At 55.4% G+C, this 15,576-nt stretch carries 12 protein-coding genes and 1 pseudogene; 3 read left to right on the top strand and 10 right to left on the bottom strand.

Annotation, left to right across the window (positions count from 1 at the left end; all coding sequences use genetic code 11):
* Positions 1–224: 224 nt before the first annotated feature.
* From Poly41_RS35620 to Poly41_RS07845, 7 genes and pseudogenes are all read right to left on the bottom strand, one after another.
* A pseudogene (locus Poly41_RS35620) lies at positions 225–647 on the bottom strand (cysteine peptidase family C39 domain-containing protein); the annotation flags it as partial.
* 90 nt (positions 648–737) lie between these two features.
* Positions 738–1,919 (bottom strand): hypothetical protein, encoded by a 1,182-nt coding sequence (locus Poly41_RS07870; RefSeq protein ID WP_146525359.1) that lies wholly within the window; start codon positions 1,917–1,919, stop codon positions 738–740.
* Positions 1,920–2,580: 661 nt separating this feature from the next.
* Positions 2,581–3,513 carry a DUF1559 family PulG-like putative transporter gene (locus Poly41_RS07865; RefSeq protein WP_146525358.1) on the bottom strand — a complete coding sequence of 311 codons (933 nt, stop codon included), beginning with the start codon at positions 3,511–3,513 and terminating at the stop codon, positions 2,581–2,583.
* Positions 3,514–4,138: 625 nt separating this feature from the next.
* Positions 4,139–5,131: a DUF6807 family protein gene (locus Poly41_RS07860; protein WP_146525357.1), complete on the bottom strand. Its 993-nt coding sequence runs from the start codon at positions 5,129–5,131 to the stop codon at positions 4,139–4,141.
* 30 nt (positions 5,132–5,161) lie between these two features.
* A complete protein-coding gene (locus Poly41_RS07855; protein WP_146525356.1) occupies positions 5,162–6,031 on the bottom strand; it encodes a hydroxypyruvate isomerase family protein in 870 nt (289 codons plus the stop codon).
* Positions 6,032–6,097: 66 nt separating this feature from the next.
* Positions 6,098–7,060, bottom strand: a complete 963-nt coding sequence (locus tag Poly41_RS07850) for a DMT family transporter (RefSeq protein WP_146525355.1) — start codon at positions 7,058–7,060, stop codon at positions 6,098–6,100.
* Entirely contained in the window at positions 7,057–8,073 is a 1,017-nt protein-coding gene (locus tag Poly41_RS07845; protein ID WP_146525354.1) for a PP2C family protein-serine/threonine phosphatase, read from the bottom strand. The genes Poly41_RS07850 and Poly41_RS07845 overlap by 4 nt, the downstream gene beginning before the upstream one ends.
* Positions 8,074–8,533: 460 nt before the next feature.
* On the opposite strand from Poly41_RS07845, the gene rnc reads away from it, so the two are divergent.
* Positions 8,534–9,331 carry a ribonuclease III gene (rnc, locus tag Poly41_RS07840; RefSeq protein ID WP_146525353.1) on the top strand — a complete coding sequence of 266 codons (798 nt, stop codon included), beginning with the start codon at positions 8,534–8,536 and terminating at the stop codon, positions 9,329–9,331.
* A gap of 31 nt (positions 9,332–9,362) precedes the next feature.
* On the opposite strand, the gene Poly41_RS07835 is transcribed toward rnc, so the two are convergent.
* From Poly41_RS07835 to scpB, 3 genes are all read right to left on the bottom strand, one after another.
* Positions 9,363–10,784: a tetratricopeptide repeat protein gene (locus Poly41_RS07835; protein ID WP_197231143.1), complete on the bottom strand. Its 1,422-nt coding sequence runs from the start codon at positions 10,782–10,784 to the stop codon at positions 9,363–9,365.
* Positions 10,785–11,002: 218 nt separating this feature from the next.
* Positions 11,003–12,106: a GNAT family N-acetyltransferase gene (locus tag Poly41_RS07830; RefSeq protein ID WP_146525351.1), complete on the bottom strand. Its 1,104-nt coding sequence runs from the start codon at positions 12,104–12,106 to the stop codon at positions 11,003–11,005.
* 147 nt (positions 12,107–12,253) lie between these two features.
* A complete protein-coding gene (gene scpB, locus Poly41_RS07825) occupies positions 12,254–13,516 on the bottom strand; it encodes an SMC-Scp complex subunit ScpB (protein WP_231615503.1) in 1,263 nt (420 codons plus the stop codon).
* 218 nt (positions 13,517–13,734) lie between these two features.
* Here scpB and Poly41_RS07820 point away from each other — a divergent pair, with 218 nt between their 5' ends.
* Positions 13,735–14,382, top strand: a complete 648-nt coding sequence (locus Poly41_RS07820) for a hypothetical protein (protein ID WP_146525350.1) — start codon at positions 13,735–13,737, stop codon at positions 14,380–14,382.
* A complete protein-coding gene (locus Poly41_RS07815; protein ID WP_146525349.1) occupies positions 14,379–15,542 on the top strand; it encodes a cysteine desulfurase family protein in 1,164 nt (387 codons plus the stop codon). The genes Poly41_RS07820 and Poly41_RS07815 overlap by 4 nt, the downstream gene beginning before the upstream one ends.
* Positions 15,543–15,576 lie beyond the last annotated feature (34 nt).

The following is a 15,576-nucleotide window of genomic DNA, read 5'->3' as shown; positions in this document are numbered from 1 at the left end:
GAGCGTAGCACATGAAATGAAAACACGAGCATCACAAATATTAGCCCACTCTCGGTAAGGTGTTTCGCCGTGCTGCTTCTATCGGCCAACCGTGCTATCCGAACGAGTATCGTTGAAAGCAAAAAACAGATAACGACGATTGCGAGTACAATCGCATAGCTACTGATCCATGCGATGCTAAACCGATACGAACCCGATGCTGCTTCACCCGCGTCTTCGACGACGATTCCCGTCCCGTCCCATATTGAGGCGAGTTCGGCGTGATGCATAACGACCGGTTCACTGGGGAAATCCTGGATTACAAAGCCCTTCCCCGTAAAACCCTCATAAAGAACCCAATGCCCGAACTTTGTGCGATCCAACTTGTTTCGCACATGCAGAATAACGGGTCGCTTGACGCCCGAAAGTGCCCTAGTTGATAAACTAGAAAACGGATGCGGGGTAAGGTCGTGATCGGATATCGCATTGCAGAGGTCATCGACGGTACTGCCAGACTCGCTGCTCAGGTATCGCTTCCGAACAAGTGTTTCGAACCCTGGTGCGTTCTTTCCGAGCGCCGAAATTGAGGCTCTCACACACAGCAGTCCGCAAATCGGATCTCTAGGTTGAGCGACATGATATTGAACACCGCTCTTGGGCAATCGCATAAAGTCAGAAACGTGTTCAACGGTCGCACCTACAACTGGCACCTCCGTACTGAGCAGTGCCAGAAAGCCAATTTTCATTAACATGTTCATCTAGCAGTCCTTTCCTGACCTTCGCAGGGATCGAACGATAAGGAAGAGGGCACCTGCGATTGCGGCCAGCGCAACAATGGAAAACACTTTTGTCCACTGCGTTTGGACCTCGTAGACAAACTTTGCTGTCGCCGATTGATTTAAGTTTGACCCCTCTGTCATTTGAATCCGGCCGTCTCGCCACTCGCAACTGACTGGAACATCGGACACAGAAATGCGATATCCATCGGGAATTTCGATCAACGGACGAACCGGATAGTCGGCTGGACTATCGCTGAACGACGCATCAAGCAATTGAAAGTCATGGATCAACACGGCCTCGCCACTTCCCAGTGACTCAACCAGGATGTAGTGCTTTGGAACGGTCAATCCATCGACGACGTCCCACTGGAAATCGAACGCAACCGTCCGGTTGATGTTGCTCACGTTGCGCGGCCCCAGCACCAGTCCCTCGTCGTCGTAGGGCAGACTTGCAAATTCACGGTCGATTTTGCTCGGCAGTCCCGGCCGGGTCGACGATTCAAGGACACTCACCCGACGACTCGTCGAATCCAGACGATCGTTCAAGGAGGCTTCGTACATTTCAACTATAGTCTGAAGCGGCTTCGAGGGCGAATAGTCAAAACCAAAGAAGATTCGAGCTGGAAGTAAGTATTCCGGAATCATCAGCAAGTCGGACGCGGTGCGTTCGAGTTTACCGGAAACACTTAGGGACTCGATACTTACCGTATCGATCGGACCGGCGCTTTGCAGGTGAAGTTTTTGGTCGTTAAACAAGTTGGCGTTGACTGCCCTTTGACCGGGAAACTCCATGGACTCCTCATCCCAGATAAGGCCGGTGGTATTCCGTATCCAATAGTCGGTTCCACTGCGGACGACCTCAATCGTGGCGTACGCACGTGGCGGTGTATCGGGTAAACGATAAATCGAACTGACTGAAGTGCCGGTAACATTCCAAGTACGGCAAAAAACCTTGACCTGACAATTCGCAAACCGTTCTGATTCAAGAGTCTCATTCCATGCTGAAAGATCCGCCTCCGCACCACACAAGGAATTCTGGAACCCAACGAGCAGAACGCATGCGCAAAGCACACCGCGGATCAAGGCTGCTGTCACACCGTCACAATCCGCTTTCGAAACCAATAATCGCACACGTAATAAGCACATCGAGTGAGACATCATACATTATTCCGTCGAAAGAACTCTCTTGAGAAAGCCAGGCCGTCGATACCATGTATCCATGATCGAAACAACGGTTACCGACGGCGCGTCGAAAATACTTTAGAGTCGCAGACAAAACTGACCAACTTGGTAAAACTGTGATTTCGTATTGCCATAACTAGACGATGGATTGCGAGCGTTCCGACGCCTGTAGGTGCTACGAACCGCGCTGTTCAGGCCCGCAGCAACGACGCTCGGAAAAGGCCGTGCCAACTCTGCGCTCGCGCAAGTACTTCCATCTCAAAGAGTACTACCATCAAACCATGCGTCACTATTCACAATAGGGATCATCATACGAGACGTCTGCGTTCGAATGGTCGCCACACTCATAATAACTATGATAACATGGATCGTCTTCCATACCGCCTTCCTCACAAAGATCTGGCTCGGGTAGAACGTCGGAGTGATTGCAAACGTAATATTCCATTGAACTACATACCGAATTGTCTTTACATATGACCGCGCGAGTTCCTCTGGAACAGGAGGCTACACCACCACCCACATTGTGCGGAGCGGTATGGCCGGGGGACAATCCATACAAACACAGGGAACCACCGATAAACCAGCTAGCAAGTTTCTTCGACATCTCATCGTACTCCAAAAGAAATTGTGAATGGGCGCGCTAGATGCCCCCATCCCGGAACAAAAGCGACTTCACAAAGACTCGCGAGTCGACGTCAACGCTAACCACAACGACCGAACCGTCCAGTTTAAGAAACTGGGCTAATCCCGGGTGAGCCGATCCCCAGTTGTCTTTGAATCCAACTCCGGGGCGATCGTTAAGAACTCGCAGTCCGGTTCGGCTGGTTCCCGCCGATCCGCCGGTCATGTAGCCTTCGTCAAAGTACCAACTAAAACCGTTTTGGATCAGCGGATCGGTACTCTTTTCACCCGCAAACACCGTATTGGACAATCCATCACTGACGTTGCTGGTCAAGACGATCTCGGGTTGGTTCGGGGCGACAAACGCACTGGCTGCGTAATCCGTCCGGCCCCACGCAAGACCACCAGCGACGTAGGTGCCGTAGGCATCGTCCATGGGTTGACCGGTCATGACGCGGCCCCGCGAGGGGCAAACGTAGGTAGGGCAAACATGATCGACTGCCACCGTCTCGTAGGCAACCGTCTGTTCAAGATAGGGAAGGAGCATAAAGGCCCAAGAACCCGGCTGGGTTGTAATCGGCTGCTTTGGATCACCGATCCCCCACCAAAACGTCCGCTGCAACTCCAAATCAGTGGTCGAGATCGAGATCTGACCCGTTGGAGTCGATGACTGCGCAGCGTCCTCGATGCCTCCGTTGTGTGGGACGACATTGCTATCGGCAAAATGATGGTGGACACCGATCCCGATCTGACGCAAGTGGTTACGACACTGGGTTTGACGCATTGTCTCGCGGGTCCGCTGCACCGCAGGCGTGGCAAGTGCTAACAAGATGCTGATGATGGCCAAGACAACTAATAACTCCAGTAGCGTCCAGGCGCGTCGACTGCAAGTCACCAAACAACAATCTGGCCGCTGCACCTTGGGTTCCATACCGAGCTTCAACTGATTCATTCTCGTTCCCAATGCGTCTTTCCCAGCTGTTGCCACGTCTCTCAGGTCATGAAGCCCAATGGATCACAAACGAGAGCAAATGCGGTGCCCACATCACATCACATCACATCACATCAAAAAAGTCCCGTCCCTTCCCACGGGTTTTTGTTGAATGGGAAGAAAGGAAAAGGAAACACCCTGTTTTCGATCTTCCCGTCGGAAATAATCAGAACCAAGCCGCGACACTCTGTCATGCTGCGCCCACCTCACAACGGTGCGACGCCCTATCGAAGCGTGCGTATTCGCGCGGTCGTTGCCACGCAATCGCACATTCCAGGCTTGCAGATTCCCCCTTGGTCGCTGACACCGTTCGGGAAGGTGGTTCACCCTACCCCCTCACTTATCAGAGGTCGTGCAGTTTAGCGTCGCTCACCCAGAGGGCATTGGTATGGAAACAAGTCGCTCTCATGGATTCTGGCTCCCCTCGCCCCGCGCTCGCGGGGAGAGCCTAAGCGAGGGAGAGGGCTGGTGTTGCTGCATCGAGTGACGACCCTCCCCCTCGCTGCGCTCGACCCCTCCCGCTGCGCGGGCAGGGGTTCTTTGCATAACTCGCTTCTGAACGACCTGACGGGCGCGGATAACGATGTTAGGAATCCGATTCGTTGTATGTCTCGGATTCTTCCTTCAGCTTTTTTCCGTCCCAGCGTCCGGGATGAACGATCACGCGATACTTCAAGGTGAGCGATTCGCCAGCGGGGATCACCAAAGGTTCGTAGGTCAGCAGCGCTGCATTGATGTAGCTCATCACTTTCGAGCGGATGATGTACCAGTAGGTCGGATCTCGCAGATTGTCCTGATGGTTCAGCATCGCCATCCCGAGTTCAACGCCCTCCACTTTTCCGTTGTACTCTGCTGCGATGGACAAGGGCCTTGATCGATCCTCGCTGTACGTTGCCACTTCGTCCGCCGTACACGCTTGCCGGTCTTCGAAGTCGAGCGTGAATCGGCACGAGAGTCCGGCGTACCCACCCCACGGTTGTCCGTTCCCCGTAGTCGAAAAGGGGGTGCGATCGAGTGTGACATCCTTGCCGGCGGCGGTGAACACACATTTCCAGTCCATTTGCAGAAGACCGTTCGGATCGGGCGCCGCGATCTCAATCGTCCGCTGTTCGGTCATGACCAAAACATCGTCGGTACCTTTGTACTGTAAATCCATTCGAATGTTCGCGGAAAAGTCTTCGCGAGTTTCAATCTTTGCCCCCTTCCACAACGTGCGCCCCGCATAGGTCTTGGCTTCACGATCGGCCGGTTCCCAGTAGTTCACTTCGTTGATGTATTTCCATGAAAACCACAAACCATGATGCCAGCGATGATCGGGAGGACTGTTTGCGGTGATCACATGATCGCCGTGTAGCGCAACGGGATGAAAGAAGGGCTTCGGTATCTCGGGGCCATAATGGAATTGCCATACCGGACCGTGATCGCCGACCAGTGCGACCGATTGCCCGTCAGCGGTCTGCCAGCGCAACTTGCCGAGAGTCGCTGACCCAGCGGATGCGACGTCTTCTGCCTCGGCGGGCAGAACCGCGAGGGTTGAGAAAAAAACGAGGATGGGGAACAAGGTCTTGATTGGATACATAAGGGAGCCGATCTTTGATTCAAGCAGGAGTTAGACGTTGCAAACCGCAATCGCATTCTTGAGCGATTCCAGACGCTCGGCGGTTGTCGGATTCTTCTTTGCCGGACTGTATTCGAAGGCGACGTAGCCGTCGTAACCCGTTTCCACAATCGCTCGCATGACCGCGGGATAGTAGATTTCTTGGGTGTCGTCAGGATCATGTCGTCCGGGGTTTCCGGCGACGTGGAAGTGAGCGATCACGTCGATGTTGTCTCGGATCGTGCGAATCAAATCCCCCTCCATGATCTGCATGTGATAGATGTCATGAAGCAGCTTGAAGCGGTCCGAACCTACTTTTTTGCAAAGCTCGGCTCCCCACGCGGTATGGTCGGCCATGTAGCCTGGATGATTGACCTTGCTGTTGAGGAGTTCCATGACCAACGTCACTCCCTTTTGCTCACACAGTGGCATCAGTCGCTTCAGCCCCTCAGCACTGTTGTCGAGCCCCGTTTGATCGTCCATGCCATTTCGATTGCCAGAGAAACAGATCAGACTTGTCACCCCCGCATCGGCGGCGATCGGAATCATCTTTTCGTAGTCCGCCACCAGCGCGTCATGGTACTCGGGTCGATTGAACCCATTTTTAATCCCCATCCCAGGACCACTACCGAGCGAAACGGCAAGCCCATGATCTTGGACGGTTTTCCAATCGTCCGGTTTGACTAAGTCGATCGCTTCAATCCCAAGCGATTTCACGGCGCTGAGGAACTCGTCCATCGGCATCGAGCGACCGAACCCACCGGTCACACTAAACTTGATCTTGCGAGCATCAGCAGGCGTTTGACTTCGGGCAGGCAGGCCAACGGCCGAAGCAACCGCGCCGGCGGCTGCTGCTTTCAAGACGTTTCTTCGTGTTAACATGGCAAGGTGGGTCCTTCGGAAGCGGAGGGTGGAATGTGGAGGGCTCTTAGTCTATCTAAAAATCGGTCAAGGTGTTTCACTCGCACCGTTTTTTCCTCGCCTACCACTCGCCAGCACCATCAAGCCAGCGAAGGTCAACGCGATTCCAACCAGCAGCGGCAGGGTGACCGGTTCCGAAAACAGGATCACGCCAGCCGTTGCGGCCATCGCGACTTGGGACGCATTGATCAGGTTGACCGCGACCACCGGCAACGCTTTGAGCGCGACCGACAACGCCACGAAAGCCGAAAAGTTAAAGACACCGCCAAGCACAAGAAAGACCCACTGATTTGAAGTGATGTCTCCCAAGGATGCGAACTCAATTCGAAGAAACGTTGTCGACCAAAGGGAAATCGCACCGACCACGCCGCTGACCAGCATCGTTGCTGGGGCCGAGATCCCTCCATTGAGGGTTTGCCGCAACACCACGCCGAAGAAGGCGTAGGACAGCCCCGATCCCGCGGCGCAGAGAACACCGCCCCAGACGGGCAACGCCTCGGCTGATTGTGCGGGCGCTTCCGTCGCATCGGGAAGGGACAGCACGATCACCGCGATGATCAACACGACCATGGCCACGATGGTCCTCATCCGCACGGGCTCGCCGAGCAAGATCCGGCCAAACACCGCCCCACCAATGATCAGCACTCCGAGCGTGATCGGGACCGTCGCTGCCAGGCCGATCGACCCGAGGGCAAATTGAAAGGCCCCGTTTCCAATCACTTGCGTCACGAGCGCCGCCGCGGCAAAGCGAGGCAGCATCCGCAAGCTTGTGGCGATCGTTTGCCCCGTCATGCGCATGAACAAGACAAACGGCCCCAGCACAACAATCGTCGGCAGCGCTTTCATTGCCGCGACCAAGAAGGGATCCAGTCCAACGCTTTGTCGAAGCGCAATGTTCGAACAGGTATACAGGATCGCCGCGGCCATACCACTCGCCGTTGCGGCAACCATGCCGACCGGTGCTCGCAGCGAGTCCGTTTCTATCGTCATTCCGGCTGGGTTTCATCCAGAGTACTATCCATCTCATTCCACGAGGTGAGGGACCCGTTTTCACAAAACAGCGAGTCGAAACTATCCTCATCGGCCAAGGTATCATCGATCCGTGTCGTTTGTCCGGTGCCCGTTTGGATTCTCTCAACGACCGCAACGACGACGGTGACGTTGTCTTCACCGCCCGCTTGATTGGTGATACGAATCAACTCGCTGCAAATCGATTCCGGATCATCGCCCTCGGCCACGGTCATGGCCAACAACTCCGCATCGACATGGCGATGCAATCCATCGCTACAGAGGACGACCGCGTCGCCCTCCTGCAAATCGACGGTGTGAACCTCGGCCACCAAGTCTCCTTCGATTTGACCCCCGAGAACATTCCACAACACATTACTCCAACGGCTGGTGGCTTCGTCCTCCGGTTTCATTTCTCCAGCTTCGACCATTTTGCGAGCCAAGGTGTGGTCGGTGGTCAATTGCTGGGCGATCCCCTCGCGAATCAGATAACAGCGACTATCGCCTGCATGCAACACGATCATTCGTGGCAACACGAGATGCGCCATCGTGAGCGTTGTACCCATGCCATGGTGTTCCGTGCGCGATTGGGATACTCGTAAAATCTCGGCATGGGCGCTGCGCAGCAAAGAGACAAGCCCTTGGATCAGACGGGTTTCTGGCACGTCACCCGGCATCGCAACCGGGGCAGGCTCGCGAATCAAATGCCGGGCGAGGTACTCCACAGCCAATTGACTCGCTTTTTCGCCCCCCGCGTGTCCTCCCATCCCGTCTGCCACCAACATCACGTCCGCGGAACCCCTGCCAACAAAGGCTGCATCCGCTGGCGTCTGCAAGCTGGTCGAGAGCACCTGCAGGGCACGGCAGATCTTGCCAATCAGGAACTGATCTTGATTCTGCTCACGAACCCTGCCAACGTCGGTCTGCCCAGCCGTACGAATCCGCAACAAGGAGCGTGGGGCGGGACGATTCGCTTGGCGGTGAGGATGGTCCATTACAAAACCCGTTTTCGTTTTTGGACTCTGGACGTGCATTTGATGGGGAGATGCCCCTTGATGCCGTAGCGTGGATAGGGATGCAACACGCGAATGCAAGAAGGCTGTCGTGGCCCGTCTTGAATATACCGCCTCTGGATTCGCACCGGTAGCCACAGGTCCGTGCTCGGTTTGGACAGGATTCCGAGGAGACAAGCCCAGCAATCAATCTGGTCAACGCTGCCAACGCTCGGTACACTAAAGGCGTCGTCGCACACCGGCGGTCGGGTTAGGGCGGTCGGGTTAGACCTTTCGGAGTCCCTCGCATCGAAACCCGATCGCCGGCGTGTGACAATCGGCTTTTCCCAAGACAGGTCATGGCATTTTCCATCCGGAGGCAGGTTGCGTTTTGACGCAACCTTCGCCGGGATGGTCGTGGCTTTGTTTCCGACTCAGGTCACACGACAAGAACGAGAGCTCAGTGGATTCATCGGATTTCAGCGTTGCTTCCGATGCTGCGAAGGTCAATTTGGTTGACGCCATCGATGGTATCGATGGCGGTGATCAAGAATCGAAAATCGAGCAGTGTCAGCAAATTATTGGGTACAGATTTCGAGACCCTTCTTTACTCCTTTCAGCTTTGACGCACGCTTCGGGCGCGTCTCATCGGCTTGATAGCAACGAACGACTCGAGTTTCTTGGTGATGCCGTCCTCGGCCTGACCGTTTGCCAGTGGTTGTATGAAGAATACCCGGAATACAACGAAGGCGATCTGACGAAGATCAAATCTTACGTCGTCAGCCGCCGAGCGTGTGGAAAGATTGCCTGCAAACTCGGCCTCGATCGCTGCTTGATTGTCGGACGGGGCGTAACGCGAAACCGCAGTTTTCCAAAATCGTTGGTGAGCGATGTTTTTGAATCGGTCGTCGCTGCGATCTACTTGGACGGTGGTAGTGAGGTGGTTTGCGAACGCCTCAAGACATGGCTTGCTGACGAAGTTCGCATCGCGGTCGAAAGCCAAGGATCAAGTAATTACAAGAGTGTGCTTCAGCAATACGCTCAACGCGAACTTGCCAATACACCGGTGTATCGGCTTGTTCGAGAAATTGGCCCCGATCACCGCAAGGCCTTCTTGATCGCTGCGGTGATCGGCGATCGACATTTTGTCGCCGCCTGGGGAAACAATAAAAAGGACGCGGAACAACGTGCCGCGTCCAATGCGTTAGCAGAGCTTCATGATCAACCGATCCCCTATCCCGACGAAGAAGCCGAAGCATAGGCGTTCGTTTTGGGAGTCTCTGCCGCTTCCGCTACATGCCTGGCATCGTCAGCCCTTGGGGCAACCCATAAGCATTAGCCGGTGCAGCAGCACCCGCCGGCTGAACCGGCGTCGTTGCCGCTGCTGGAGCCGTCGGCTGGGTTGGTACCGTCGGGCCGGTCGTGGCTGGCTTGGCTGTCGTGGACCAACTTCCTGAACCCCAATTGGGAGTTCCCGCTACCGTCACGGTGGGCGAACTTGCTGCCGGTTGCATGGTCGCCGTTGCCGGAGCCGAACAACTGCCACCTTCACAGGATCCGGCTGCCGGAGCGGAACTCGGTTGCGTGATTGACGCCATGGCGGGTGCCCAGGGGGTCGAGTCGGGGCGATAGCTGGCCGTTTCCGCTGGCGTTTGTGACGTCGATTGACGAGCCGCTGCGGTGGTCACACTGGTAGCCGGAACCGCGGCATAGCGATTCGGTGCCGATGCCGCGGCAGCTGGTACCGAGGTTGGCGCTTGAGCGATATCGGAAACTCCCTTGCCGCTCGCATCGATCTGCGTCAGCATTTCACGGGCTCGATCGACCGCCCGCCGTACCGCTGCATCACTCGAGGCTTGCGTTTCGTACTTCATCGCCTCGGTGAGGTGATTTCGCGAATCCGCCATTTGCCCCTGGCTGTAGTGCAAATAGGCCATGTTGAAATGGGCGACCGCCGGCTTGTTGTTTTGTTGCAGCACACTCAACGCCCCTTGCTTGTCACCCGCTTCAAAACGGACACTCGCAAGGTTGTTTGCGTAACGCGAAGTTCCCGGAGCCAACTCCAGAGCCTTCCCGAGCATCTGGGAAGCTTGCGCATGATCACCCGTTTTGCTGAGCGTCAAACCGAGATCGTTGTAGAGCGCCGCATCGGTCGGAGTTTCTTTGACCGCTCGCTGGAAATACTCGACCGCCTTGGCGTGGTTCCCTTGTTGGAAATGGAGCCGTGCAACACTCGTCAATGCGGCTGCGTCGTTCGGTTTCTTCTCGAGCGCCTTGGTGTAACTCTCCATCGCCTTAGGAAAATTACCAGTCGATTCCCAAAGCTGGCCATTGGCGACAAACACTTCGGGACTCACTTCGACCGGTTCGTCCGTCAACGTCAACGGATCGGTCTGGGAGAACTCGTCCGCCCCGTCGTCCGTGTCACGTCGAAAAACGCCCGCCACCGCGCTCGTGGTTTTGCCGATGGCGTTCTTGGCCGAGACCCCCACCGCACCGATCGACTTGGTCGCACTGTTGGTGGTCGAAGCGATCGATTCGGTCACCGAGGGATTGGCCGGTGTTTCCGGTTCCGCCGTCAGCGGTGGCCGTGAAAATGGATTCATCGAAGCAAGAGAAAAGCCACTGCTTGAGCATCCTGTGGAAAAGGTGATCGTCGATCCGGCCAGAATCGACAAGAACAGAGCTCGGCGTGTTTTCGTTGAGCGTTTCACGAGAAGGTCTCCCGAAGGAATGCCGTCGGTGCATCGCTCCAAAGACAGGAGGATTTCCGAGACATCAAAGCGTGCGGTTGTACGGAATGATCGTATGGTTCCGATTGTAGGGATCGACCGGATTACCGTCGATTCTTCATTCGAATCCAGCCATTTGTCGAAAAAGGCCTCAGCAAACCAATTCGCCTTCTCCATGGCCACCTACGACCTGCTCGTCGCTATGAATCCCGCACCCGTCGCAACAGTGGCATCAGGTTCCCGTAAAGTGAGAGCATGCCACGTCCGGTCCAGCTCGCGGGGTTGGCGATCAGCATTCGGCCAATCGTGTACGATCCGGGAAGAAAACGCTCGGTTGCCTCGCTTAGCGGCCCAATGCAATCAATCGCCGTCGCATGGCTGGCTCGAATCATTTCCTCGATCAGCAAGGACATCATCAACTGGCCAGGCGAATATTTGGCAAAACGCTGGTCAAAACCCACTTTGAACGAATGGTAAACGGATTTAGCCAACCAACCGATTTCAAAGGCGATCGGCTGATCTTCGAGTTCCAAGAACGCAAGGACCAATTCGCGGTGCGCTGCAAGCTGACGCGCCTGGCTGAGGTAAAAATCAGCCAGGCCCTCTGAATCCTGGATCGCCGTCCCCGATTTTGCCTTCCAACTTTGTTGATCGACCTGCAACACGCGGTCAAACAGCCCTTCAAGATCGGATGCACCCATGTCCGTATGTAGCTTCAGTTCAAGATGACCCTGTTCGGCTAGGCGACGCTGGGAACGTCGCAGGTCTTTTCGAAAGCCTTTTGACCAACACTTTTGCTGTTCGTCAAACCGAGGTTTCAATTCGAGCCACCCGACGTTGAATCGTGACTCACTAACAACCTTACAGCCACTCTTTTCGAGAACGTGCTGTAGCCTTTGCCAACGAAACGTCTCGATCCGTGCTCCATCGAGCCACAGCAGCGACCAAGGCAGCTGCCCGAATCCGCTGGCCAAACATCTCAGGGTTTCTTCCACATCGGCCGATTCATCGAGCAACAAATCGCCGCATTGGGACCAGTCGTTGACTGGCAAACCGGCTGCGGCACCGATTCGCGATAATCGTCGAGAGACCAACGGCAACGCTGCGACCCAACGTCCTTGCCGCTGAACCACCAAGGCGCGAAACTCCGAATTCAAGGCGAAACGTTCGACCCAAAGCACCATCAATTCCGCTCGGCAGGTGGGTGATGCCGTTACGCTGCGGGACCAGAGGTCATCCCAAGCGACCGCGTGCTCGCGCAACGAGGCAAGACCTGAGAGACTGAGAAGCTCTGCGTCGGCCATCTCGACTCCTGGTGGTTACGAGAGCATGAAGGGGTCTGACCCTCTCTTGGTCTGAGCGTATCGGTAGCGATTCCATTGGAAAACAACGAGTTCTTGAGCAATCGAAACGTCGGTCGACAAAGGGTCAGACCCCTTTTCGGATAGGTTCTAAGTCCAATCCTCATCGTCATCGGCTGCGTCTTCTTCCCAATCGTCATCCTCGTCGTCGTCGTCGTCGTCCCAATCGTCGTCGTCATCGTCATCGACTTCTTCCCAATCGTCGTCGACATCCTCCTCGTCGTCGCCTTCTAAATCGTCGTCGACGTCCTCCTCGTCGAGATCTTCTTTATCAAGATCATCCTCGTCATCCTCTTCGTCGAGGTCATCATCGTCGTCGTCGTCCCAGTCGTCGTCATCATCCTCATCGTCATCGACGAGGTCGTCGTCATCATCATCATCATCGCCGTACAACTCATCTTCTTCATCTTCGATTACGGCGCGAGGATCCTCTTGTTGGGGATGTCCCTCGTAGCCTCGAGGGCTCTCTAGGACTGGGTCGACGATCCAGAGATCGGATTGGGGTTCGGAGAGAACCGATGCGACAGCGGTGCTCACGACTGACTCCTTCTTGGATGGAAAACTATCGTTAGGGGACAAATCTTCGGGTGTGGTTTCTGATCGTTCATCGGATGCGGGATCGTTCAGCGTTTCTCGCAGCATCTGCCATTGAATCGGCGGCAACCCCTCGGTGCTGGCCAAGCCAAAAACGTGCAAGAAGTGTTTGGTGGTCCCGTACAAGTACGGTCGGCCTAATTCCTCGCTTCGTCCTGCTATTCGTACTAAATCTCGCTCCATCAACTGCCGCAACAATTCCCCACAAGCGACCCCTCGAATGGCTTCGACGTCGGCTCGAGAAACGTTTTGGCGATAGGCGACTACCGCTAGCGTTTCCATCATCGGCGTTGACAGGCGGACCGCTGGAGGCAAATGTCCAAGCCGAATCAACCAAGGGGACAATGCGACACGGGTCATCATCCGATATCCGCCCGCAATCTGTTCCACCCGAATCGCTCGACCATGACTTTCGTATGATGTATTGAGTTCGCGGACAAGTGTACGAGCCTCAGTCGCATCCGCCAAGTGAGCCAGTTGGGACAGTTTTCTGGGCGATAAAGGCACTTTTGCAAGAAATAAAACCGCTTCAACTCGTTTCCGCTTTTTTTGGGGATCGTCACCTGACGTCGGTTCGGCATCCGCAGGAATGTCCGTTGATGGCTCGTTGTGCCCCGAAAGCACCCCATAGGGTCGCCTCGGCGGCTTGGAACGCCAAGCAGACGTTGAATTCTGCCACCCGAACTGGGACACTTGGGTTGGGCCCATCGCTGTCAGAGAACGACTGCCGATCGGGACAAACGAACCGCTAGGCTTCATCGCGTTGGGCTCTTGTTAGCATCGAAGCTGCTGTTCCGCCTAAATTTAAGTGCAAGCTAAGTTGGATTTTAGGCTTTCTAGTCTCTCTTGGTAATCGAGTACAATCGGGGGATCGATCGAAACGCTTGCTTTCTTTACTTTTTTTTCCGCTTCTTCCTCCTGGCACTCCCTTGTCCACCTCTCCGTCGCCATCTCGAAATACGAAGAATCAGAGAGGGGTGCTGCGACGATGGGTCATCGTTCTCAGTGCCATCTTTGTCTCGATCGTGCTGTTCCTGCTGATTCGCGTGCAGGGTGCCGTCGCCGGCCGTGAGTTTTCGCCAGTGACCTTTGCGATGCGAGAGTTTCGTTTTTACGAAATCCCGCTGATCCACCTTCAAATCACCCCCATTCGCCGGACCCGTGTGACAACGAAGACCGCGACCTACCTTCGCCAAAATTCACTCATCAACGCTCCTACCCAACACGCGGAGATTTGGCATTTGGTCGACCTATCACGTGGTTTTACCGGGCAGACTCCTGCCGACGCCAAAATACTGGTCGATCAATTGACGCTGAAGCACGAGGGTGGCGAGTACTGGCGCCAATGGTGTATCGACCATCCCAAACATGCCAAGCTGTTTTGGCCGCGGATTCAGCGGCTGGCCGGGCGAGAAATGTACTTACTCATGCCACCACTCTTCGAATTGGCTCAAACCGATCAAAGCGCCGAAGCGATGTCGCAGAAGGTCGACGATTCGCTTCGTTTGCAGTACCGCGATCTGATCCTGGATCTGCGAGCTGCCGACCGTGATGAACTGGCCAATGGAATCTTGCTCGAAGCCCGCCAAGATTTCCCAAACGATGTTGAACTGAATAACCTGTGATTTACCTCGACAACAACGCGACCACCGCCATTGACGCGCGCGTCGCCAACGTGATCGCCGAGGTTCTTGCCCTTGGCCCCGCCAACGCTTCAAGCCAGCACGCAATGGGGCGGGCAGCTCAGTTGCATATCGATGAAGCCTTCGATGTGATTTCTCAGGCTGTTGATACAACACTCGATCGACCAGGGGGGCCCCGCTTTCTCTTCACCAGCGGTGGAACTGAATCCAATAACTTAGCGCTCGCCGGCCTTGGCGACCCCCATTCGGCGATCATCCTCAGTCGCATTGAGCACCCCAGCGTTATCTCGGTGGCCGAACAGCTCGCTTCGACCGGGCGTGAGATCCGTTGGATGGAGGTCGATTCCAACGGTGTGGCAAGGATCGACGAATTAGCCGAACAGATCCAATCGTGCCGTTCGCCGTGTGGCTTGGTGTCGCTGATGTCGGCGAACAATGAAACGGGCGTCTTACAACCCATCGAGGAAGCCGCTGTTGTTTGTCGCCGCGCCGGCGTCTTGTTGCACGTGGACGCGACGCAATCGATTGGCAAAGTGCCATTTTCACTGCGACGATTGGATGCGGCGGCGGTGACGTTATCGGCTCACAAATTCCACGGTCCCGTCGGAATCGGCGGCCTGTGGCTCGGTAGCGGTGTTAAATTGCGCCCCCTTTTTCACGGCGGCCCGCAACAACTCGAAACGCGACCCGGTACCGAACCGGTCGCTTTGATTTCGGGGATGGCTGCCGCACTACAACTGGCGGTCGACTCCCTCCGCCAAAATTCCGACTCCATGATGATGCTCCGGGATGAGCTGGAAGGGTCGCTCTTGAGCCTCTTCCCGGATCTGGTCGTCCACGGCGCTTCGGTCGAGCGGTTGCCCAACACCTCGTGCGTCTCTTTTCCCAATGCCGATCGCCAATCGATGTTGATGTCTCTCGACTTTGCCAAGGTTGCTTGCAGCAGCGGGGCGGCATGCAGTAGCGGAAGTAGTCCTCCGAGTCACGTGCTGCAAGCGATGAAATTGTCGTCCAGCTTGGTGCAATCGGCGCTGCGATTCAGCCTCAGTCGATTTTCCCGTCGTGAAGAGATCGTGGATTCTATCGACCGTATCTCTCGATGCTATAAGCATTTAGGAAGAAACAAAGCTGTGGAAAACTAACTATTTTTCCCCTCGTTATTCACTTGGAACTTGG

Origin of the sequence: Novipirellula artificiosorum, assembly GCF_007860135.1 — a bacterium.
In the GTDB taxonomy this organism is placed as follows: Bacteria; Planctomycetota; Planctomycetia; order Pirellulales; family Pirellulaceae; genus Novipirellula_A; species Novipirellula_A artificiosorum.
The sequence above is the reverse complement of the archived record's forward strand: the minus strand, read 5'-3'. Positions and strand labels throughout refer to the sequence as shown.